General features: G+C 69.6%; 19 protein-coding genes. 11 read left to right on the forward strand and 8 right to left on the reverse strand.

The genetic code is table 11. From position 1 onward, the window contains the following. Positions 1–422: 422 nt before the first annotated feature. Both sigJ and AB0395_RS35420 read left to right on the forward strand, forming a co-directional pair. Positions 423–1,367, forward strand: coding sequence for an RNA polymerase sigma factor SigJ (gene sigJ / locus AB0395_RS35415; protein WP_366288506.1), 945 nt, complete (start codon positions 423–425; stop codon positions 1,365–1,367). 93 nt (positions 1,368–1,460) lie between these two features. Continuing rightward, the gene (locus AB0395_RS35420; RefSeq protein ID WP_366288508.1) at positions 1,461–2,657 is read left to right on the forward strand and encodes an FAD-dependent oxidoreductase; all 1,197 of its coding nucleotides are present in this window, start codon (positions 1,461–1,463) and stop codon (positions 2,655–2,657) included. A 179-nt stretch (positions 2,658–2,836) separates the two neighbouring features. Here the strand turns inward: AB0395_RS35420 and AB0395_RS35425 are convergent, their stop codons facing one another. Both AB0395_RS35425 and AB0395_RS35430 read right to left on the reverse strand, forming a co-directional pair. Continuing rightward, the gene (locus tag AB0395_RS35425) at positions 2,837–3,229 is read right to left on the reverse strand and encodes a DUF3224 domain-containing protein (protein WP_366288510.1); all 393 of its coding nucleotides are present in this window, start codon (positions 3,227–3,229) and stop codon (positions 2,837–2,839) included. Positions 3,230–3,282: 53 nt separating this feature from the next. Further along, on the reverse strand, positions 3,283–3,927 hold the full coding sequence (locus AB0395_RS35430; RefSeq protein ID WP_366288512.1) for a CatB-related O-acetyltransferase: 645 nt from the start codon (positions 3,925–3,927) through the stop codon (positions 3,283–3,285). An 85-nt stretch (positions 3,928–4,012) separates the two neighbouring features. On the opposite strand from AB0395_RS35430, the gene AB0395_RS35435 reads away from it, so the two are divergent. After that, complete coding sequence (locus AB0395_RS35435; protein ID WP_366288514.1) at positions 4,013–4,627, forward strand: TetR/AcrR family transcriptional regulator; 615 nt, start codon at positions 4,013–4,015, stop codon at positions 4,625–4,627. A gap of 68 nt (positions 4,628–4,695) precedes the next feature. On the opposite strand, the gene AB0395_RS35440 is transcribed toward AB0395_RS35435, so the two are convergent. Then, complete coding sequence (locus AB0395_RS35440) at positions 4,696–6,429, reverse strand: ABC transporter family substrate-binding protein (protein WP_366288516.1); 1,734 nt, start codon at positions 6,427–6,429, stop codon at positions 4,696–4,698. A 224-nt stretch (positions 6,430–6,653) separates the two neighbouring features. Between AB0395_RS35440 and AB0395_RS35445 the strand changes: the two genes are divergently transcribed. Together AB0395_RS35445 and AB0395_RS35450 are read left to right on the forward strand one after the other, a co-directional pair. Continuing rightward, complete coding sequence (locus AB0395_RS35445; protein WP_366288518.1) at positions 6,654–7,943, forward strand: MFS transporter; 1,290 nt, start codon at positions 6,654–6,656, stop codon at positions 7,941–7,943. Between the two features lie 151 nt (positions 7,944–8,094). Then, positions 8,095–8,793, forward strand: a complete 699-nt coding sequence (locus tag AB0395_RS35450; protein WP_366288520.1) for an aminoacyl-tRNA hydrolase — start codon at positions 8,095–8,097, stop codon at positions 8,791–8,793. 35 nt (positions 8,794–8,828) lie between these two features. On the opposite strand, the gene AB0395_RS35455 is transcribed toward AB0395_RS35450, so the two are convergent. Further along, positions 8,829–9,836: a DUF3616 domain-containing protein gene (locus AB0395_RS35455; protein ID WP_366288522.1), complete on the reverse strand. Its 1,008-nt coding sequence runs from the start codon at positions 9,834–9,836 to the stop codon at positions 8,829–8,831. Between the two features lie 124 nt (positions 9,837–9,960). On the opposite strand from AB0395_RS35455, the gene AB0395_RS35460 reads away from it, so the two are divergent. The 4 genes from AB0395_RS35460 (at position 9,961) to AB0395_RS35475 (ending at position 14,527) form a co-directional block, all read left to right on the forward strand. Then, on the forward strand, positions 9,961–11,001 hold the full coding sequence (locus tag AB0395_RS35460) for a hypothetical protein (protein ID WP_366288524.1): 1,041 nt from the start codon (positions 9,961–9,963) through the stop codon (positions 10,999–11,001). Positions 11,002–11,357: 356 nt separating this feature from the next. Continuing rightward, the gene (locus tag AB0395_RS35465) at positions 11,358–11,951 is read left to right on the forward strand and encodes a nucleoside triphosphate pyrophosphatase (protein WP_366288526.1); all 594 of its coding nucleotides are present in this window, start codon (positions 11,358–11,360) and stop codon (positions 11,949–11,951) included. A gap of 332 nt (positions 11,952–12,283) precedes the next feature. Further along, positions 12,284–13,084, forward strand: a complete 801-nt coding sequence (locus tag AB0395_RS35470; protein ID WP_366288528.1) for an EI24 domain-containing protein — start codon at positions 12,284–12,286, stop codon at positions 13,082–13,084. A gap of 324 nt (positions 13,085–13,408) precedes the next feature. Continuing rightward, positions 13,409–14,527 (forward strand): DUF4192 domain-containing protein, encoded by a 1,119-nt coding sequence (locus tag AB0395_RS35475; protein WP_366288530.1) that lies wholly within the window; start codon positions 13,409–13,411, stop codon positions 14,525–14,527. A 4-nt stretch (positions 14,528–14,531) separates the two neighbouring features. Here the strand turns inward: AB0395_RS35475 and AB0395_RS35480 are convergent, their stop codons facing one another. Beyond that, positions 14,532–14,870 carry a hypothetical protein gene (locus tag AB0395_RS35480; protein ID WP_366288532.1) on the reverse strand — a complete coding sequence of 113 codons (339 nt, stop codon included), beginning with the start codon at positions 14,868–14,870 and terminating at the stop codon, positions 14,532–14,534. A 233-nt stretch (positions 14,871–15,103) separates the two neighbouring features. Here AB0395_RS35480 and AB0395_RS35485 point away from each other — a divergent pair, with 233 nt between their 5' ends. Then, positions 15,104–15,649 carry a DUF1707 and DUF4870 domain-containing protein gene (locus AB0395_RS35485; protein ID WP_366288534.1) on the forward strand — a complete coding sequence of 182 codons (546 nt, stop codon included), beginning with the start codon at positions 15,104–15,106 and terminating at the stop codon, positions 15,647–15,649. Positions 15,650–15,655: 6 nt separating this feature from the next. On the opposite strand, the gene AB0395_RS35490 is transcribed toward AB0395_RS35485, so the two are convergent. The 3 genes from AB0395_RS35490 to AB0395_RS35500 all read right to left on the reverse strand — a co-directional run bounded on the left by AB0395_RS35490 (position 15,656) and on the right by AB0395_RS35500 (position 19,046). Continuing rightward, positions 15,656–16,396, reverse strand: a complete 741-nt coding sequence (locus AB0395_RS35490) for a septal ring lytic transglycosylase RlpA family protein (protein WP_366288536.1) — start codon at positions 16,394–16,396, stop codon at positions 15,656–15,658. A gap of 617 nt (positions 16,397–17,013) precedes the next feature. Next, the gene (locus AB0395_RS35495; protein WP_366288538.1) at positions 17,014–18,540 is read right to left on the reverse strand and encodes an ATP-dependent DNA ligase; all 1,527 of its coding nucleotides are present in this window, start codon (positions 18,538–18,540) and stop codon (positions 17,014–17,016) included. A 131-nt stretch (positions 18,541–18,671) separates the two neighbouring features. Then, positions 18,672–19,046 (reverse strand): FKBP-type peptidyl-prolyl cis-trans isomerase, encoded by a 375-nt coding sequence (locus tag AB0395_RS35500; protein WP_366288540.1) that lies wholly within the window; start codon positions 19,044–19,046, stop codon positions 18,672–18,674. Positions 19,047–19,396: 350 nt separating this feature from the next. Here AB0395_RS35500 and AB0395_RS35505 point away from each other — a divergent pair, with 350 nt between their 5' ends. Beyond that, entirely contained in the window at positions 19,397–20,392 is a 996-nt protein-coding gene (locus tag AB0395_RS35505; protein ID WP_366288542.1) for a LacI family DNA-binding transcriptional regulator, read from the forward strand. Positions 20,393–20,414 lie beyond the last annotated feature (22 nt).

Here is a 20,414-nt window from a genome sequence, read left to right on the forward strand (position 1 = left end):
TTCGAGCGGCTCCTGAATTCGTGCGAAAGACACACGACGGGGACCAGCGGGTACGGCGGAGGCGTTGCGCGAGGCTGCCAACAGATGTCCTTCCGGAGAGCACGGATGGAATCAAACTGCGCGCACGCCAAACGCCCCGGGGAAAACCGGGGCTTCGACAGGCAGCGCGAGAAAGCAGCATAACGCAAATGACAAACAGATGGCCAGACATATTATAAGTGTCAACCTCAGTGCCGCCTTCAGCTTCCCATAGCCGGAGCGGCCTCGTCAACTTCTCACGGTCGCGGTACGCGTCGACCTATGCCGGACACGTTGATGGGATCCCGTTCGAGATGTCGGACAGCGCGTCGAACGGCGCGTCGAACAGCGAAGGCCCCATCGCGGCGGCGGCCGATTCGCGCTGCCCGACCTAGGATCGGGCCATGCCCTTGACCGCGCACGACGTCGACCGGTTCGAGGCCTCCAGGCCGCGCCTGGAAGCCATCGCCTACCGCCTTCTCGGCTCCGCCGGGGAGGCGGAGGACGCCGTACAGGAGACGTTCCTGCGCTGGCAGGCCGCCGACGTCGACCGCATCGAGGTCCTCGAGGCCTGGCTGACGAAGGTCCTCACCAACCTGTGCCTCAACCAGCTCACCTCCGCGCGGGCGCGCCGCGAGACCTATGTGGGCCAATGGCTTCCCGAGCCGCTGCTCGCCGGGGACCCGATGCTCGGCCCGGCCGAAACCGCCGAGCAGCGCGAATCGGTCTCGTACGCGGTCCTCACCCTCATGGAGCGCCTGTCTCCCAACGAGCGGGCGGTGTACGTGCTGCGGGAGGCCTTCGACTACCCGCACCGGCAGATCGCCGAGATCCTCGACATCACCGAGGCCGCCAGCCAGCAGATCTTCCACCGCGCCAAGAAGCACGTCGCGGAAGGCAAGACCCGAACCGAGATCGGCGAGGCCGCCGCCCGGCGGATCGTCGAGGAGTTTCTGGCGGCCGCCACCAGCGGCCAGACCGGGCCGCTCGTGCGCCTGCTCACCGAGGACGCCGTCTCGATCGGAGACGGCGGCGGGAAGATCCCCGCCCGTGCCAAGGCTTTCGAGGGCGCCGTCGCGGTCGCGAAGTTCCTGCGGGGCCTGTTCAAACCCGGCAAGGCCAAGCGCGCCATGGCCGGCGGCTCGCCCGGGGTCTACGCCTGGACCGCCAACGGCGACCCCGCCGTCGTGGCCGTCGTGGACGGCCGGATCGTCGGCGTCATGTGCCTGGAGGTCACCGCCAAGGGCATCGCCGCGTTCCGCAACCAGGTCAACCCCGACAAGCTCGAACGCGCGACCGCGCACTGGGCGGCCACCGACCATGGGGAGCCCTTGTTCAACGCCTTCTGATCGCGATGTGAGGTGCTTCACATCGCGTTCCTGTCAGGAAACGGCGGGCCGCCCGGTTCAAGGGGCGAACCCGCGAAAGACAGGAGCAAGGAAATGCAGCACCGCGTCATCGTCCTCGGAGCCGGATACGCCGGAGCCGTCGCCGCCGGTCGCCTCGCCAAGCGGCTCCGCCGCGAGGACGTCGCCATCACCCTCGTCAACGCCGAGCCCGACTTCGTGGAACGCGTCCGCATGCACCAGCTGGCGGCCGGACAGGACCTCAAACCTCGGCCGTTCAGCGAGATGTTCGCGGGCACCGGGGTCGAACTGAGGCTCGCGAAGGTCACCGGCGTCGACGTCGACGGCAAGACCGTCGCCGTCGTCGGCGTGAACGGTGCCGAAGAACTCGCCTACGACACGCTCGTCTACGCCCTCGGCAGCGGCTGGAATGCCCAAGGCGTCCCCGGGACCGCCGAGCACGCCTATGAGATCGCCGGCCGTCCCGGAGCACTCCGGCTGCGCGAGCGCCTGGCCCGCCTCGACGCCGGGCAGAGGGTGGTCGTCGTCGGCGGAGGTCTCACCGGCCTGGAGGCCGCGACTGAGATCGCCGAGGCGCGCCCGGACCTCGACGTCGCCCTCGCCGCCCGCGGCGACTTCGGGGACTGGCTCTCGCCCAAGGGCCGCGAGCACCTGCGGAAGGTCTTCGGCAGGCTCGGGATCACCGTGCACGAGCACACCGCCGTCACCGGCGTCGAAGCCGAGCGCGTCGCCACCGCCGACGGCAAGACCATCCCGGCCGCGGTCACCGTGTGGACCACCGGATTCGCGGTTCACCCGATCGCGAAGGCGACCGCTCTTGAGGTCACCGGCACCGGCCAGATCGTGGTCGACGGGACCATGCGCTCGGTCTCGCACCCGGACGTGTACGCCGTCGGCGATGCGGCCATGGTGATGGGCCCCGGGGACAAGCCGCTGCGGATGTCGTGCGCCTCGGGAACTCCGACCGCGTGGCAGGCCGCCGCCGCGATCGCGGCGCGCCTGACCGGCGGAAAACGTCCGAACATGTCGATCCGCTACTTCAACCAGTGCATCTCACTAGGCCGCGAGGAGGGCTTGATCCAGTACGTCACCGCCGACGACCGCGCCGTGCGGGCGGTCCTGACCGGACGGCTCGCCGCCGTTTACAAGGAACTGGTCTGCAAGGGCGCCGCCTGGAGCGTCGCCAACCCGACACTCGGGCTGCCGACCTGGCGCCGCCGCGTCACGCGGGAGCGGGCCGCGGCAGGCTCGGCCGTCAAGGCGCCGGCATAGAGCACGAAGCGAAGCATGCACCCTCGCTGCCGCCGATCGGCGAAGAGATCAGGAAGCCTCACGGCGAGCACTCTGACGACCTCGACCCCTCACCCCCGGGAAACGATCACAGGTGTTCCGCGCGCGGCCGCGCGAAGGGCGGGATGGCGCGACACCGGGGGAGGGGTGGCGGGAACGGCTCAGCCGAGCTCGTAGTCGAGGTGATAGGAGTGGGCGCCGTCGTCGTTGACGATCTGGCCCCCGCCGCGGATGCCCGACAGCTCACCGGTTCCGGAGTCGGGGAGGATCGTCCAGCTCAGGGATGACTCCCCGGCGTGCGAGGTCGCGGTGTGGTGCAGCACGAAGGTGCCCTTGCGGCCGTGCACCGTCCCGGTGAAGCGTTCGAAGCCCGCGTAGGCCGCGGAGTCCTCGACCTGGCCGAGCGCGGTGATGATGTCGGTGGTGCTGGTGCCCAGCAGGTCGCCGCCGAAGGTCTTGGTCAGATGGACGCGGGAGAGCGTCGCACCCTCAGCCTCGTCATACGGCTGCTGGTCCCAGCTGTCGATGGTGAAGGTGCCGCCTGCGCGGGGCATGGGAGTCTCCTTGGGTCTTCGAGGTACGTCTCCCATCCTGGCGGCCATACCTGTCATCTGCTGTCAGCTATGGCCTCGATCTCGGCGGGAGTTCCCGTCATGATCGTTCGGACGTGTTCGGTGACGAGTTCGACCGGCCAGTCCCACCAGGCGGCCCGCAGCATCCGCTCGACGTCCGCGTCGTCGAAGCGCCGCTTCACCACCCGTCCCGGGTTCCCGCCGACGACGGTGTACGGCGGGACGTCTGAGGTGACCACGGCGCCGGTCGCGATGACGGCCCCGTCCCCGATGTGGACGCCGGGCATGACCGTCGTGCCGTAGCCGAACCAGACGTCGTTGCCGACGACGGTGTCACCCTTGGTCGGCATGGACATCATGATGTCGAGGGTCCGCTCGGCCCAGTCGCCGCCGAAGATCGTGAAAGGGAAGGTTGAGACTCCCATCGCCGGGTGGTTCGCCCCGGCCATGAGGAAACGCGTTCCGGTGGCGATCGCGCAGTACCTGCCGATGATCAGTTTTTCCTGGCCGTAGCCGTACAGGACGTTGCGTCGCTCGAACTCCGTCGCGTGCTCGGGGTCGTCGTAGTAGGTGTAGTCGCCGACCTCGATCCTGGGGTCCTTGACCAGGGGTCTGAGCAGGACCACGCGAGGGTGGTCGGGCAACGGGTGAAGCGTGTCCGGGCTGGGGATGGCGGTCATGGGCACCTCTCGCTCATAATGCGACCCAGGTCGCTTTATGATGAGCATGCCAGACCGGCAACAACTAACGCAACTGGAGTCGACTTTGTCGGAGGAGTCCATCAGGCGGCCGGGCGGGCGCAGTGCCCGGGTCAGGGCGGCCGTGCTCGACGCGACCCTGGCCGAGCTGGCCGACGGGGGATACGACCAGCTCACCGTCGAGGCGATCGTGGCCCGCTCGGGCGTGCATAAGGCGACGCTGTACCGCAGATGGGGCGGGATCGACGGGCTCATCGCCGATGTGCTCTCCCGGTCGGTCGAGCAGCCGTGGCAGGTGCCGGATACCGGTTCGCTCGGTGGTGACCTGCACGCGATCACCCGGCTGATCTACGAGGGCTTCACCGACCCGGAGCAGGGCGCCATCCCCCGGAACCTCATCGTTGCCGCGCTCCGCTCCTCGCAGGCGGCGCAGGCGCTCACCGGGTTCTTCGAGACCCAGCACGGGCTGGCCGCCGAGGTGGTTTCCAGGGCCGTGCGGCGCGGGGAGGTGCCCGAGGGCACCGACGCGGTCGACGTGGTGCGGACGGCGTGCGCCCCGCTGTACTACCGGCTGTTCGTCACCGGTGAGCCCCTGGAGGAGGAGGCGGCGGGCCGGGCGGCGGAGGCGGCACTGGCCGCTGCACGGGCCGGGGCGTTCCTCCCGAGGGAACGGCCCGCGTAGCGGCGTCGTCCGGGAACGTCAGGAGAGCCTGCTCCTCGGTCTCCCGGCTGCTCCCCAGCGCCTTGGGGTCACACCAGGCTCCACTTGTCCATGTTCCAGGTGATGGTCGACTGGGCGGGGTTCGGGACGACGTTGTGGATCGCCTCGTCCCACGCGGTGAGGGTCGAGTGCTGGAAGAGGGGGATGGTGGCCACGTCGGCCCACAGAGTCTTCTCGATCTCCCCGATGATCGGGTTCTGTGCGGCCAGGTCAACGGTCGCGTTCAACTTCCTGATGAGCCGGTCGACCTTCCTGCTGGAGTAGCAGCCGTTGTTGTTGCCCTTGTTCTCGCCGTCGCATTTCTTGGGCGTGGTGTAGGTGGAGGCCCAGCCGCTGACCAGGGACGACGCTGACCAGGCGAACAGTGCCACGTCGTAGCCGTTGGCGGGCATCACCGTGCCGAAGAAGTCCTCAGAGCCCTTGTCGATGACCTTGAAACCGGCCTTGTTGCAGGCGTCGATGATGAGCTGTACCTCGACGGTGCGGCGCGGGTTCGGGGTCTGGTAGCCGATCTTGATCTGCACGCCGGTCTTTCCGGCCTTCGCCACCAGGGCCCTCGCGCCCTCGATGTCCTGCTCGGCGTAGACACCGGCGCCGCCGGAGGCGGCGATGACCGCTGCGGCGTTCGCCTGGAACGGCGCCACGTTACGGATCTCCAGGGGCTTGGCGTCCGGAGCGACCGGTTTGATCAGGCTGTCGACGATGAGCTGCCTGGGCACACACTTGGCGAAGGCCTGGCGCAGCCTCTTGTCCCTGAAGGGACTGGAGTCGACGTTGAAGTCCAGGTGCTCGTAGGTGTACTGGTCGGCGATGTTGACTTTGACGTTCTCCAGCTTCTCCAGCTCCTTGAGCACGCCGGGACCCGGCTGCGGCTCAATGATCTGGACCTCGCGGTTGTGCAGCGCCTGAGCCTGTTCGTCGAGGGTGATGAAGCGCTCGATGACGGTCGGGGTCGCCGCGGGGGTGCCCCACCACCTGTCGTTGGCGACGAAGGTCAGGGACTGCCCCGCGTCCATCTTGGAGAGCTTGTAGGGGCCTGAGGACGGGATCAGCTCGGCGGGCGGCAGTGAGATCTCGGAGACCCAGCCGTCGTTGAAGAACTTGGCAGCCCTCTCGAGCCGCTTCGCGTCGAGTGCCTTGATCGCCGCGATGAACTCCTCCTCGGAGAGGCCTCCCTGCTTCTCGACCACGTGGGCGGGCAGCAGCTCGGTCGCGCCGGGGCCGCCCGCTATCCAGTCCGCGAAGGGCTTGTCGTAGACGAGGGAGAACGTCTTGCCGCCCTTGTCGCACTTGGGCAGCGCGGTGTCCTCGACACCGGTGGTGCCGGAGGTGGAGAAGCCCTTGATCTTTCCGGACTTGAAGCCCCACCACAGCAGCACGTCGTCGCAGTCGATCGGGATCCCGTCGGACCAGACGGCCTTGTCGCTGATTGTGTACTCGACGGTCAGCGGGTTGTCCGAGGTCTTCGCATAGGTGCCGAAGTCCTTGTCGGGCGTGATCGCGCCCTTCTCGCCGTAGAACCAGAAGCCCGTCAGGACCCGCTGCAGCGGGCCCGCGTTACGCGTGGCGTTCTCGGCGGCCGTGTTGTTGTTGTAGGAGTGGAACTCCTGCTCGTAGGCATAGGCGATGCTCTTGGCCCCCGCGGAGACCGACCCCGAGGTCGTGGGCCTGCTCGCGGTGTCGCCGACCCCGCAGGCGCTCAGCACGAGCATGCCTCCCACCAGCACTGACAGGAGCCTGCCAGGCCTCGGCGTATGGAACACGGTAGAACTCCTTACTAGTCCGGCGTATGTTCCCCTGCCGGCCTCAGTCGAGCAAAGCTGAGCATCTCTCATTTCCGACAAGTAGGACAAGCTGGGTGTTGTGTGTCTGAGACGGATCGGCCCGGACACACCTTCGGTGCGACCGTCGACATGGCCTGATCCTTACGGATATTGGCACTCGGGCCACTCGTGAGGGCGGTGGACCACCATCCATGATGAGCCACATGACAACCACTCTTCAGACGCGTGAGCGTGGGCTGCATCGCGCCTGGATCGTAGCGGGAGTCGCGTTCGTGGCGATCCTCGGCGCGGCCGGGTTCCGGGCGACGCCCGGTGTGCTGATCACTCCGCTGCAGGAGGAGTTCGGCTGGTCACGGGGCACGATCTCGCTGGCCGTCTCGGTCAACCTCATGCTCTACGGTCTGACCGCGCCCTTCGCTGCCGCCCTCATGGACCGCTTCGGCATGCGCAGGATCGTGTCGTGCGCGCTGCTGCTCGTCGCGGCGGGCAGCGGCCTCACGATCCTGATGAACGCCCCCTGGCAGCTCGTCCTGTGCTGGGGAGTCCTGGTCGGGCTGGGCACCGGGTCGATGGCCCTGGTCTTCGCCGCGACCCTCACCGACCGCTGGTTCGTCCGCCACCGGGGCCTCGTCACCGGGATCCTCACCGCGGGCGGCGCCACCGGCCAGCTCATCTTCCTGCCCGTGCTCGCCACCCTGGCCGCGGCCCAGGGATGGCGGATCGCCGCCGCGACGGTCACCGCGGCCGCCCTGGTCGTCGTCCCCCTGGTGTGGTTCCTGCTGCGCGACCACCCGGCGGAGGTCGGCACGACCGCGCTGGGCGCCGACCGGGAGGCGCCCCCGCCCGTGCCGCGCCCCAGGACGGGCGGGGCCGCCGCGCACGCCCTCGCCGTACTGTGGAGGGCGGCGCGCACCAGGCCCTTCTGGCTGCTCGTCGGCGGGTTCGCGATCTGCGGGATGAGCACGAACGGCCTGGTCGGCACCCACTTCATCCCCGCCGCCCACGACCACGGCATGTCCGAGCCGATCGCGGCGGGACTGCTCGCGGTCATCGGGATCTTCGACGTCGTCGGGACGATCGCCTCCGGCTGGCTGAGCGACAGGATCGACCCGCGGACCCTGCTCGGCGTCTACTACGCGCTGCGCGGGCTGTCGCTGATGGTCCTGCCGATCCTGTTCTCTGCGACGGCCGAGCCCAGCATGCTCGTCTTCATCATCTTCTACGGCCTCGACTGGGTCGCGACCGTGCCGCCGACGGTGGCCCTGTGCCGTCAGGTCTACGGCCAGGACGCCCCGGTGGTTTTCGGCTGGGTCTTCGCCTCCCACCAGATCGGCGCGGCCGTCGCCGCGGTTGGCGCGGGACTGACCCGGGACCTCTCCGGTGCCTACGACCTCGCCTGGTACGCGGCGGGCGCCCTCTGCCTGCTCGCCGCCCTCATGTCGGTCGCCGTCGGGACCGCGAAGGACGCGGCGGGCCGTCGCGTCCCGGCCTGACGGTCGTCGCGGGCCCGGTTCCTTTCGGCACCGAGCCTCCGGCCCGCGCGGGCCGGAGGCCTTCGCGGAGAAGGCATCCTTGGAGGGTGAGCGAGCGAGGCGGGCAAGCGGGCACACCGCAGGGCAGACGCCTCCGGGTGAAGGAGGTCGTGTGACCGGTCAGAAGGTGCTCCCGCTGGTGGTGCGGATCGAGCGGGCGGCTCCGCCGCAGCGCACCGACGCCCTGGAGGCGGCCGCGCTCGCCGTGCTCACGCTGCTCGACGACCCCCGTGCGGCAGACGACGGCGAGTGGGCCGAGCCGGTCAGGTCCTGGGAGAGCGTCGGGATCAGGAAGGTCGTACGGCGGGCGCGCGGGGCCGAGTGGCGCAGGGTGCTCGACCTGCCGGGCCTCACCGTCACCTCGGGCACCGCGGAGGTCCGCGTCCACCCGCCGGTCCCGCTCGACGAGTGGCCCAGAGACCTGTCCAGGCTCCAGGTCTCGGGCACCGACCTGACCGACTCCGCAGAGCCGGGGCCGGAACCGGAGGAAGGCGTGGTGCTCTGGGTCAACCCGGACCTTGAGATGTCGGCGGGCAAGGCCATGGCCCAAGCAGGGCACGCGGCCCAGCTCGCCTGGTGGGGCAGCGAAGAGCCCGCCAGACGGCTGTGGCGCGAGCGGGGGCTCGCCGCCGCCGTACGGACCGCCGACCCCGCCAGATGGGCCGCACTGGCCGCCTCCGGCCTGCCGACGGTCAGGGACGCAGGGTTCACCGAGATCGCGCCCGGCTCGTGCACGGTCGTCGCGGACGCCCCGTGGCTGCGCCAGGGAGGTTTCCGCCCGGCGGGCTCCGGGCCGCTCAGATCAGCCTGACCCTGGGAGGTTCCGCCTGGCGGCCCCCGGGCCGCTCAGATCAGTCTGACGATGTCGGCGAGCACGCCGCCCTCGGGGGTCAGGCGCGCCGCTGACGGGCTGTCGTAGACCACCAGGAGACGCTCGTCGTCGAGCATGGTGATCCCCTCTGCGTGGTCGTCGCCGTCGCCGTGGGGCAGATCCATCACGAGCTCGGGATCGTGCTCGACGGACGGAGTGTGCCCCGGACTCCAGCGCAGCAGCCGCACCGGGCCGTCGAGGTCCATGGTCGGTCCCGCCAAAATCATCAGGTGACCCCGGTGCGGGCACAGGTCACGGATGCCGAGGCCGCCGAGGTTCAGGAAGTGCGTCCGATACGGCTCGCCGTCGATCGGGGCGAGCAGCAGCCGATCGGGACGGCGGGGATCGGTCTCGGGGCGGATCTCCAGCAGTACGGCCCAGCCGCGCAGCACCGGGCCACGCAGCCCGACGAACATGCGGTCGCCGAGGAGCGCGATGCCCTCGACGTCCAGGCCGTTGTCCTTGCTGGGGATCTTCAGGAAGGGGGCCAGATGGGGGTCGTCGGCCATCAGATCCGCCAGGTTCCTGCCCCGGCCCGACAGGATCGCGGCCGTCCGGCCGCCGTCCGTGCGGACCGGGACCGATCCGGCGAGCGGCAGCCGTACGAGGATGTAGCGGTTCTCCTCGCGCACGACGCTTCCAAGCCTGCGGCGGGTCTTGTCGACCGGGTGGCCCCTCTTGGCCCGCTTCCGCTTGAGACTGTGTGAGCCGATCGCCCAGAGCCACCCGTCGGCCCTGGCCAGCCCTTCGATGTCGGCCTCGTCCTCTGGGCCGGCGGGTAGGTCGACGAAGTCGGCCAGGGCGTAGGTGCGCTGGTCGTCGTAGCGGCCCTCGCGCAGCGTCAGGTGCTCGACGGTCGCGGTCTCGTCACCCGCAAGCCAGAGGCTCGCGCCATCCGAGCGGACGGCGGACAGGTTCGTGTGGGTCCTCGCGTCACGGGAGGTGACGTGGAAGCGGAGCTCTACCCGGCGTTCTGCAAGCACGGTCGAATCATGGCAGGTGGACACCGGGCCGGACATGCCGGGTGCGGGGACGGGAAGGCACTCGTTCCCTAAGTGTGATGGGGATCGCGCACGAGAAAACCGGATTTGTCGTACGCTCCCGATCGTGCTCGATGGGTTGGGTGGGACTCAGGGGACCCGGGAAACGGGTGCCGTATCGGCGTATGCGACCGCGGAGGCGGACACGCCCGGGGCGCCCAAGGCCGCTGTCCCCGGCCCGCCGAGGCCCCCGAAGCGATCCCGTATCGGCGACCTGTCGATGCGCGTCATCTACCGGATGCTGGCGGTGGGCGTCGCGGTTGTCGTGGTCGCCGTCGCCGCCGTGGTCGTCTTCATCTCCTCTGGTTCCTCCGGACAACCGGGCGGGGCGTCGTCGGGGCAGGTCGCCGCGCCACCTGCCGCGACGCCCTCGCCCGGTCTCAGTTCCACCCCCGCGTCCCCGGTGGCCTCGGTGTCCGCCTCGGCCTCCCCGGCGGTCCTGGCCTCCGCGGCGTCCTCCGCTGCTCCGTCGGTGTCTCCTTCGGCGTCCGTTTCGGCGTCGCCCTCGGTGTCCGCCTCGCCCTCGCCGACCGGGTCCCAGGAGGTCGCACACGACCGGAGCGCGGTCGTGGCCGCCCTGGCCGACTCTCGCGTCCCCGAGCTGCCGCGCAACAGGAAGCTCGTCCGGCTGCCCGGCAAGGCCTACAAGACCAAGCGCCTCCTGAAGGACCCCAAGGCGGGCGTCTCGCTCGTCCGCTTCGGCAAGCCGTGGAAGATTTTCGGGGCCTCGCCGTTCTCCACCAAGCAGGTCCTGCCGAAGGTGAAGGGCACGCCCGTCCGGGCGATGCTCGTGAGCTGTCCGGTGCCCACCCAGGTGCAGAAGAGCCCCAGGGACACCGCGCTGCTGGCCGCTCGCTGGACGCTCAACCACCACCCGAGGGGCGCCAAGATCTCCTGGGTCGCCTCTCAGCCGATCAAGAACGGCTGGCTGCTCGGCTATCGGGTGAAGTACAAGGTCAAGGGCAAGGCTCGCTTCTCCATGGCCGCCGTCGCCGTGACCGAGGTCTCCGAGGCCAAGCCCGCCATGGTCTTCGTGACCATCCCCGACGCCCAGCGCAAGCGCTGGCGCGATATCAACACCGCCATCTCCTCTATCAGGGTGAAGTAGCCGCCCTCCTGGCGGGAGCCGCGCTGTTCGCATGGCCTGACGAAGCCCGGGGGAGGTTCGTCGGCGTCCTTCTCACCGCCGTGAGGCTCCCGCGAGGAATCGCGGACCCCTCCCTCCCCGCTCAGAACCGCACAGCCCGCTCGGCAGGCGTGCTTTCCGCCGTTTCCCGGGAGGCGCTGCCCGGTCCGGCGGTTGTGCCCCGCGGCTCCGCCGTGCGGGGAACGCTTCGCCGCGTGTCGAGTGCCCGGCGCCGACCGTGCGCCCACACTGTGCCCGGGGACGGCGGACGGCCATGGTGAGGGGGATGCTTCGCCGTACGGTGGGACAAGGCTGGATTCGCGCTAGGCTCGATCGGCGTGACCCAGATCGTTCTCGCCTCCGCCTCGCCCGCCCGTCTCACCCTGCTCCGCAGCGCCGGGCTCGACCCCAAGGTGATCGTCAGTGGAGTCGACGAGGAGGCCGTGACCGCGGACACTCCCGCGGAACTCTGTCTCGCGCTGGCCCGCGCGAAGGCGTCGGTGGTCGCGCGTGACCTCACCGAGGGCCTCGTCGTCGGCTGCGACTCCATGCTGGAGCTGGACGGCCGGGCCTATGGCAAGCCGTCCTCGCCCGAGGAGGCCGTCGCCCGCTGGGAGCTCATGCGCGGACGTCAGGGGCGGTTGCTCACCGGTCACTGCGTGATTGACGCGGCAGACGGCAGGGAGGTGGCCGAGGTCGAGGGCACGGTCGTGCGCTTCGGGACTCCCAGTGACGAGGAGATCGCCGCGTACGTCGCGACCGGCGAACCCCTCAAGGTCGCCGGCGCCTTCACCCTGGACGGCCTCGGAGGCTGGTTCGTCGAGGGCATCGACGGTGACCACGGCAACGTCCTGGGCATCTCCCTGCGTCTTCTGCGCCGTCTCTTCGGCACGCTCGGCGTCTCCGTGCCCGCCCTCTGGCGACGGGCCTGAGCCGGGCTCCTCGTCTCCGACCACTGATGACTTACGCGTGATGTCGCCGGGCAACCCGCTGTTCTCCAAGTTCGGAGCCGCCGTCTGCGGCGACGGCACGCGTTGGGATCCAGTAACCCTCCGTCCGTGATCGATCCTCCCGGCCGGGGCTGATCCTCTCTTGGACCGCTCATCCCGTCTCGGACGGCCGGGGCACCCCGTCTCGCCCGCCGCCTCCGCCGTCCTGCGTACGGGCTCCAGCACGCCTTCGGCCGGAGATCCCGTACGGCGCCCGCGGAGGCGCCCCCCGGCATCGCCGCGCGGTGATCAGCCGATCCCGCTAATCTTCCGGCATGGGTCATTTCCGCTCCTTTGTGGAGGGCGTCGGGTTCTTCTTCCAGGGACTGCGCTGGGTCGCGCGAAATCCTCGGTGGTGGCTGTTCGGGCTCATTCCCGCCCTGATCGTGTTCGTGCTCTACGCGGTTGGGCTCTACTGGCTCGGCACCAGGGCCGTCGACATCGCCGGGTGGGCGACGCCGTTCGCCGAGGGCTGGGGGCAGGCGACGCGGACAACCCTGCGGACCCTGGTCGGGCTGGCCGTCTTCGGCGCCGGTGTGGTCCTGTTCGTGGTGACCTTCACCGCGGTGACGCTGATCCTCGGCGAGCCCTTCTACGAGAAGCTCTCTGAGCAGGTCGAGCTGACCTACGGTGACCTGCCGAGCGGGCACGAGCTTCCGCTGTGGAAGTCCATTCCCAGGTCCATCAGGGACAGCCTGATCACCCTTGGATACGTGCTGCTGTTCACCGTTCCGCTGTTCTTCCTCGGCTTCGTTCCCGTGGTCGGGCAGACGGTCGTGCCGGTGCTGGGGGCCCTGGTCTCGGGCTTCTTCCTGACCGTGGAGCTCACCGCGCTGGCCATGGAACGCAGGGGCATGACGCGTAAGGCCCGTTTCGCCGTGCTGCGTGGCGACAAGGCCCACGCGCTCGGTTTCGGCGTGCTTCTCTTCCTGATCTTTCTCATCCCGCTTGCCGCTGTCGTGACGATGCCCGCGGCCGTGGCGGGGGCGGCCATCATGGTCCGAACGCGGCTGACCGCGCCGGAGCCACTTCCCGGCTTGCGGGACGGGGATCAGGGCGTCCACGGGAGAGCGTGAGGTCGTGTCCGCGGCGGGGGTGGATGACACGCCCGCGGCGGATGCCGGCGACCGGTGCGGGAGGACAGGCGGGTGCCGGTGATCAGCCGATACCGGCGAACACATGCATGGCCTGGCCGGATGTGACCACGGGGGACGCGTGCGCCGTTGCCCGGATGTCACCTACGGGTGGACGCGTGCGCCGTTGCCTGGATGTCGCCTACGGGTGGACATGTACACCACTTGCCCAGATGTCACCACGGGCAGCTGTGGACAACCGGAAACCATCCACAGAACGCCGTTCGGTGCCGGCCTGGGGGTGGGATCCCGGCGATGCTCTTCGCCATGACAACCGACATCCCCGCTCCGCCCGTCCCGCTCCGCCCGCCGCCCAGCCTCCTGCTCACCTCCACGCAGGACATCCTCGGCGCGGTGCCCTATCTCGTGGGATTCCACCCTGCCGACAGCCTGGTCGTCATCGGTCTGAAGGGGAGAGCGCCCAGATGCCGCCTGCACCTCACCGTCCGCTGGGACCTGCCGCTGGCCGACCCGGGGGCGGGCCAGATCGTCCCGCTGCTCGCTGAGGAGGGGATCACCCAGGTCATCGTCGTGGGATACGGCTCGGGCTCGCTGGTGACCCCGGCCATGGACCTGATCGTCGCGTTGTTCCGCCAGGTGGGGATCACGCCCGTCGACGCGCTTCGGGTCGAGGACGGCCGCTACTGGTCCTACATGTGCTCCAGGATCGACTGTTGTCCCGTCGACGGCACTCCATACGACAGGGAGGCGGGCGCCGTGGCCGCTCGCGCGACCGTGCACGGACTGGTCGCGCTGCCCGACAGGCAGACCCTGGAGCGGTCACTCGACCCCGTCGGCGGATCCGCGCGCCTCGCGATGCGCCAGGCGACCGCACGTGTCGCGGAGGAGCTGAAGCGCAGGCTCGCCGGAAGCGACGACCCCGGAGGACTCGCGGCGGAGTTCGTCGCCGATGGGACGGCGCGGGTGCGCTCGGCGATCGCCATCTATGCCTCCGGCGGGCGGCTCGACGACGACGAGGCGGCCAGGCTGGGGTTCGCCCTCGCGGTGATCCGGATCCGTGACGAGGCGTGGGCGCTGGCCACCGACGACGCCCACGACGCTCACCTCGCGCTGTGGCAGGACCTCACCCGCAGGCTGGAAGCGAGACTCGTGCCTCCGGCCGCCTCCCTGCTCGGAGTGGTCGCGTGGTGTCAGGGCGACTCCGCCTTGGCCGGCATCGCCCTCGCTCGCGCATGCGAGATCGACCCGGGTTACTCGATGGCCAATCTGCTCATGCACGCGTTGCGCCATTTGCTCCCGCCGCGTGTGCTCAAGGAGAGGATGCCCAGTCCAGAAGAACTGGACAAGGAGATGGGCGGTCCCCGGATGACCTGGCTGCTGCCGATGATCGCCTCACTCGGGGAGCCGGAAGGCTCCGCGAGATGACCGCTCAGCCCTCGGCGCGCTTGCGGCGCTCGTTGTAGGCCCGCATCCGGGCCGGGTAGCCGGTCAGTTGCACGTCGTAGACCGGAAGGGCCAGGTCGCGGGCGACCTTGCGGATAACCGCGGGAGAGCCCACCCGGCGCCGTGTCCATTCACCATCGTCCGCAATCGCCATTGCGGTGGTGTCGGTCGCGAAGGTCTCGGGCTCGACGTAGAACTCCACGCCGCGGCGCGACTTCGCGAAGGCGATGAGCGCCTCGACGTCGGAGTCCGTGGCCTCTCGGTCGAACTTGGCGATCTTCGGTCCGCGCAGACGCCTTAATCCATAGCGATCACGCCATCTCATGTCTCCTTGTATACATCCCCTGGTCGTTTCATGGAGTAAGGCCAGGGTGGACTCTAGGGGACATCCAAGGGTTCATCCGGATAGACCACTCAAAAGTTGTCGCCGAACATTGAAGGCAAAGGCGGAGACGAAAGGTATGGCGGTCTATGGCGAGCACAGCGACACCCGCGGTGAATCCGTGGCACGGCACCGTGCCACCCCCGGCCCCTGGCTTCGAGCACGCTGGGCTCCGGGTGAGTAACCAGGATCGGGAACAGGTGGTTGAGCACGTCAAGGTCGCCTACGCGGAAGGGCGGCTCGACAAGGTCGACTTTGATGACAGGCTGGAGCGGGCGATGACGGCCCGCGTCCACGCCGACCTCATGCCCATCATGCACGAGCTGTACGGCACGCGCCCTCCCGCGCCCGCGCCGTACCCGTTCACGGCCGGAGCGGCGGCGCCCGTCCATCACGGAGCACGGGCGGACACGGGAGGAAGCAGGCTGGGGGCGGCAGCGGCGCATCTGTTACCGCTGACCGGCCTGCTCGCGATCGGCCCATTGATCATGTTGCTCGCCGCGGGCAAGACCTCGCCCTACATCCGCAGGCACGCGGTCGAGGCGCTCAACTTCCAGCTCACCCTGCTCGGTGCCACCGTCGTGCTGGCCATCACGTTCGTGGGCGTCGTGCTCATGCCCGTGCTCTGGCTCGGGGCGATGACGCTCTCCGTGGTCGGTGGCGTGGCCGCGCTGGGCGAAGGGGATTTCCGCTACCCGTTCACGCTGCGCCCGGTGAAGTAGTCACGATCATTTGCCGAGCACTTCGTATTCGACTCGCATGACCCCGGCGTCAGTGTTGCCGATCGCGGAGAACGCAGCCCTCGACAGGTCGAGGCAGCGTCCGCCCACGTAAGGGCCCCGGTCGTTGATCCTGACCGTGACTGACTCGCCGTTGGCGGGATTGGTCACCCGGACCCTGCTGCCCAGCGGCAAAGTCTTGTGCGCGGCAGTCAGCGCGTTGGGGTTGAAGCGCTCGCCGCTGGCCGTCATCTGCCCTTCGGCGTAGTAGGACGCGCCGCAGGTTCCGCTTGAGATCACGCGGACCTTCGACGTGGCGGTCTTGGCCTTGGCGGTCTTTTCCGTCTTCGGTGCGCTCTTCGTCTTGGAGGTCGCGGCGTCGAGGGGGGCCGTCGTGGCCGAAGGGCTCGCCGTGGGGGCGGCGGACGGCGTGGCCGAGGCCTCGGGGGAGGAGGTCCTGGTTGTCTCGTCGCCGGCGGCATGCGGGCCGGTCGAGGCCTGGGGGGAGGCGGGCGAAATGGTCTTTTCCGGGGTCGCCGCCGCGCTGGGGGGCGCGGAGGGTGAGGAGGGCGTCGTGCCGGAGGGGGGTACGGCGCCACCGGGAACGGCCGTCGAGGAGTGGCCGGGTGCCTGCTGAGCGCCGGTGAGGGCGACGGCGGTCGTCAGCTGGGCGTCGTCGCCCGTGGAGAGCGCCCATGCGGTGGCGGAGACCACAGCGACCACGGCGACACCGGCGGCCAGCGCAGCCATGCGCCGCTTACCCGGCAGCGGGTTCTTCGGGGAGGAAGGATCAGGGGTGGGGGAGTGCAGGCCCAAGGGAAACCACGGTCCAAGGTCGGGGGCAGGACATGGGAGGGCCGTACGGAGCGGAGAGGCGGGGGTGCGCACCGGCCGGTCCCATCGGCGGGGCACCGGGGTGCTTCCCGCGTAACGTGGGCCGACCATATGCGACAAAGAGCAAGTAAAGCCATGTTAATGACACATAAAGTGATTTATGTCACTTTTAAGTCGAAACGATAATGAATCAGGCATTGATCGCCATCTCTGGTTGCGTAGGTGGATGGCGTTGGCGATGGCGGGTTCCGTGGAGAATTGCGATCTCCGAGGCCCTGAGGGTCCCGTGGAAGGACACGTGATCGCGAAGTAGTCGCAGCTCCCGGGGGTGCGGGGGTGCCCGGAAACCTTTGACGCCGAAAGTCTCGAAAAACTACGGCGTTTCACCAGACTCTGGCATAACGGCAGCCTCATAAGGCCACATAAGACTCTCCGGTCTCACATTTGATCTTCTGCGAAAGAGTCCATGGGCGCGTGCGACCGGGCGAGTGCTGGAGGTTCCTTTTCCGCATCACGGCCAGGGCGCACCAGGATCAGAGCATGAGGGTTCGCACGGTTTCCACGGTGTCGGTTTGGTCGGCGCTCTTGTCCGAGCGGTAGCGCAGCACGCGGGCGAAGCGCAGGGCCATGCCCCCGGAGTAACGGCTGGACTGCTGGACTCCGTCGAAGGCGACCTCGACGACGAGCTCGGGGCGGACCGTGACCATCCAGCCGTCCGCAGGGCCGTCGGCGAGCTCCAGGAGGCGCTCGGTCTGCCAAGCGAGCAACTCGTCCGTCAGGCCCTTGAAGGTCTTGCCGAGCATGACGAACCCGCCCGTCAGCGGATCGCGGGCGCCCAGATGCAGGTTGGAGAGCCGGCCCTCGCGGCGGCCATGGCCCCACTCGGCGGCGAGGACGACCAGGTCGAGTGTGTGCCGGGGCTTCACCTTGATCCAGCCCGCGCCGCGCCTTCCCGCGGCGTACGGCGTCTGCAGGGACTTGATGACCACACCCTCGTGGCCGTCCCTGATCACGTTCTTGAAGAACTCCTCGGCACTCGCTCTGTCCGCGGTGACCAGCCGGGGGGTCACCAGCTCGGGGGGCACGACCTTGGCCAGGGCCACGTGGCGGACCTTGCCGGGCAACTCGAGGAGGTCGGCGCCGTCCACCCGCAGCGCGTCGAAGAAGAACACGCTCAGCGGGGTCTTCTCGCGCGCCCCGGCGACGTCGGTACGGCTCGAGACACGGCCCGAGGTGACCTGGAAGGGCTCGGGGCGCCCGTCCGGACGCAACGCGATGACCTCGCCGTCCAGGACCAGGTCCTGAGACGACAGGGCGCGCACCGCCTCCACCACCTCGGGAACCTGGGAGGTGATGTCGTCGAGCGTCCGGGTGAAGACGCTCACCGTTGCGCCGGAGCGGTGGGCCTGGATCCGGACGCCGTCCAGCTTCCACTCGACGGCGGCCGGCCCGCCGATCTTGCCGAGCGCGGCGGCGACGGAGGTCGCGCTCTGCGCGAGCATCGGGGAGACCGGGCGGCCGACCTCCAGGTGGAAGGCGCGCAGCGCCTCGACCCCGCCGTTCAGGGCGGCGGCGCCGACGGCGGGCAGCCAGCCGCGAAGCGTCAGTGCCCGCCGGACCTCGGCGGTCGGGACCTCGGCCGCCTTCGCGATCGCCTCGATCATCACACCGTCGAGCGCGCCCTGCCGCAGCTCGCTGCGGAGCAGCCGCGACAGGAAGGTCTGCTCCTGGCGGGTCGCCGCGCCGAACAGCTCGGTGATCAAGGCCTTGCGCGCGGCCTGGGAGCCGGGGCCCACCTGGGCCTTGATGCGGTCGAGGAGGCCGTTCACCTGGCGCAGGGTCGCGGTCGCCGCCAGGCGCGGGTCGGGCGGGTCCTGCAGGCCGGCCCAGCCAACGCCGATGTTGCGCTGCGGCAGCTCACCGGAGAGATAGGCGATGGCGATCTCCGCCTCGTCGGGCCCGACCCGGCCGAGCAGCTCCGCGAGGTGACGGATTTTCGCCAGTCTGGCGGAGTCGGCGGCCACGGCCGCCGAGGTGCGGGCGAGGTCGATCAACAGCACAGGATCAGCCTATGAGTTGCCGGTGACATTTCGGGAGGGTGAACTTCTCCTTTTCGGAGCGATCCAACTCCTGGGGGCAGGTGGGCCATCCTTCTGAGGAGGGATGGCCCACCCATCCGGCTCGCGGGACGTCAGCTGACGCCGAGCAGGTCCACGACGAAGATGAGCGTCTCGCCCGGCTTGATGCGAGCGCCGGCGCCACGGTTGCCGTAGCCGAGGTGCGGCGGGATGGTGAGACGGCGACGGCCGCCGACCTTCATGCCCGCGACGCCCTGGTCCCACCCGGCGATGACCCGGCCACCGCCCAGCGGGAACTGGAAGGCTTCGCCGCGGTTCCAGGAGGCGTCGAACTCCTCGCCGGTGGAGAAGGCCACGCCGACGTAGTGCACGCTGACCTGGTGGCCTGGCTTGGCCTCAGGGCCGTCTCCTTCGACGATGTCGACGATCTGCAGCTCCGTGGGCGCCTCGCCCTCCGGGAAGTCGATCTCAGGCTTCTCCAGTGCCACGTTGGTCTCTCCTTGATTGGATGCGCGCCGGCCGTTTTCCGGTCGGCCGGACGACTCTACGGGGTCCGGCCGACACATGAGAGGTGGGGGGAGAAGGTGGTTCCCGCGTGCCGTGCGGGCGTGGCCCGGGACGGGCGTGGGTGCCCGGACGGCCAACGGTGTGCCGTGCGCGCCGCGATCGGCGCGGGCGCGGTCGTGCCGAGCCTCCGGCCGGACCGCTGCCGCATAATTCCGGGTAGTGCCGAGTGGGCCGAGGGAAGCAGGCGGGGGTCCGTAACCGTGCGCGTCGGCCTCGCCACCCGGGGCGGCGCGCTGTGGTGTCGATGGTCATCGAAGTGCGGGAGAGCCAGATGAGAAGACCCACCCTGGAGGCGGTCGCCACTCGTGCCGGGGTGTCCCGCTCGACTGTCTCGCGGGTGGTGAACGGCCAGCCAACCGTCACCCCCGACATCCGTGACGTGGTGATGCGGGCGGTGGACGAGCTGGGCTACGTCCCGAACGGCGCAGCCAGGAACCTCGTCACCCAGCGGACCAACTCCGTCGCGCTGGTCGTCTCCGAGCCTCAGAACCGGGCGTTCTCGGACGACCCCATGTTCTCCACGGTCATCCGCGCGGCGAGCCTGGAGCTGGAGACCGCGGGCAAGCAGGTCGTGCTGCTGCTGGCCGGGTCGCCGGAAAGCCACTCCAAAGTGGAGAAGTACATCGCGGGCGGCCACGTAGACGGGGTCATGCTCGTGTCGAGTCACGGGGCCGACCCGCTGCCCGTCGCGCTCACCCGGCTACGCGTCCCGGTCGTCTCGTACGGCAGGCCCGCGGTGCCGGTCGCCCTGCCGTACGTGGACAACGACAACGTGGGCGGCGCGAAGCAGGCGGTGGGACACCTGCTTGAGCGGGGGAGGCGGCGGATCGCGACCATCGCCGGGCCGCTGGACATGATCGGTGGCCAGGACCGGCTCACCGGATACCGCGACGTGCTGCGCGACTCCGACCGGCGCTCGATCATCGCGGTCGGTGACTTCACCCGTGAGTCCGGCGCGGTCGCCATGCGCCAGCTGCTGGCGGACGACCCGTTCCTGGACGCGGTGTTCGCCGCCAACGACCTGATGGCGATCGGCGCGATGCACGCGCTCCGCCAGGCGGGGCGCCGCGTCCCCGATGACGTCGCGGTGGTCGGCTACGACGACATCGAGGCCGCCCGCTACACCGACCCGCCGCTGACGACCGTCCACAGCCCGCACGCCGAGCAGGCCGCCGCCATGGTCCGGCTGCTGCTCGACCTGCTCCAGGACGGCTCCGCCGATCCGCTGATCATGGCGACGGAACTCGTCGTCAGATCCTCCTCGTAGGCCGCCGCGCCACCGGCTCGGC

This window comes from Streptosporangium sp. NPDC051023, assembly GCF_040689595.1.
GTDB lineage: Bacteria > Actinomycetota > Actinomycetes > Streptosporangiales > Streptosporangiaceae > Streptosporangium.

Bases quoted from the DNA above. Each gene is read 5' to 3' on its own strand.
- AB0395_RS35480 (WP_366288532.1), bottom strand. From the start codon at position 14,870: ATGAGATGGCGTGATCGCTATGGATTAAGGCGTCTGCGCGGACCGAAG.
- AB0395_RS35490 (WP_366288536.1), bottom strand. From the start codon at position 16,396: ATGGCTGCGCTGGCCGCCGGTGTCGCCGTGGTCGCTGTGGTCTCCGCC.
- AB0395_RS35470 (WP_366288528.1), top strand. From the start codon at position 12,284: ATGGGTCATTTCCGCTCCTTTGTGGAGGGCGTCGGGTTCTTCTTCCAG.
- AB0395_RS35430 (WP_366288512.1), bottom strand. From the start codon at position 3,927: ATGACCGCCATCCCCAGCCCGGACACGCTTCACCCGTTGCCCGACCAC.
- AB0395_RS35445 (WP_366288518.1), top strand. From the start codon at position 6,654: ATGACAACCACTCTTCAGACGCGTGAGCGTGGGCTGCATCGCGCCTGG.
- AB0395_RS35420 (WP_366288508.1), top strand. From the start codon at position 1,461: ATGCAGCACCGCGTCATCGTCCTCGGAGCCGGATACGCCGGAGCCGTC.
- AB0395_RS35475 (WP_366288530.1), top strand. From the start codon at position 13,409: ATGACAACCGACATCCCCGCTCCGCCCGTCCCGCTCCGCCCGCCGCCC.
- sigJ (WP_366288506.1), top strand. From the start codon at position 423: ATGCCCTTGACCGCGCACGACGTCGACCGGTTCGAGGCCTCCAGGCCG.
- AB0395_RS35505 (WP_366288542.1), top strand. From the start codon at position 19,397: ATGAGAAGACCCACCCTGGAGGCGGTCGCCACTCGTGCCGGGGTGTCC.
- AB0395_RS35425 (WP_366288510.1), bottom strand. From the start codon at position 3,229: ATGCCCCGCGCAGGCGGCACCTTCACCATCGACAGCTGGGACCAGCAG.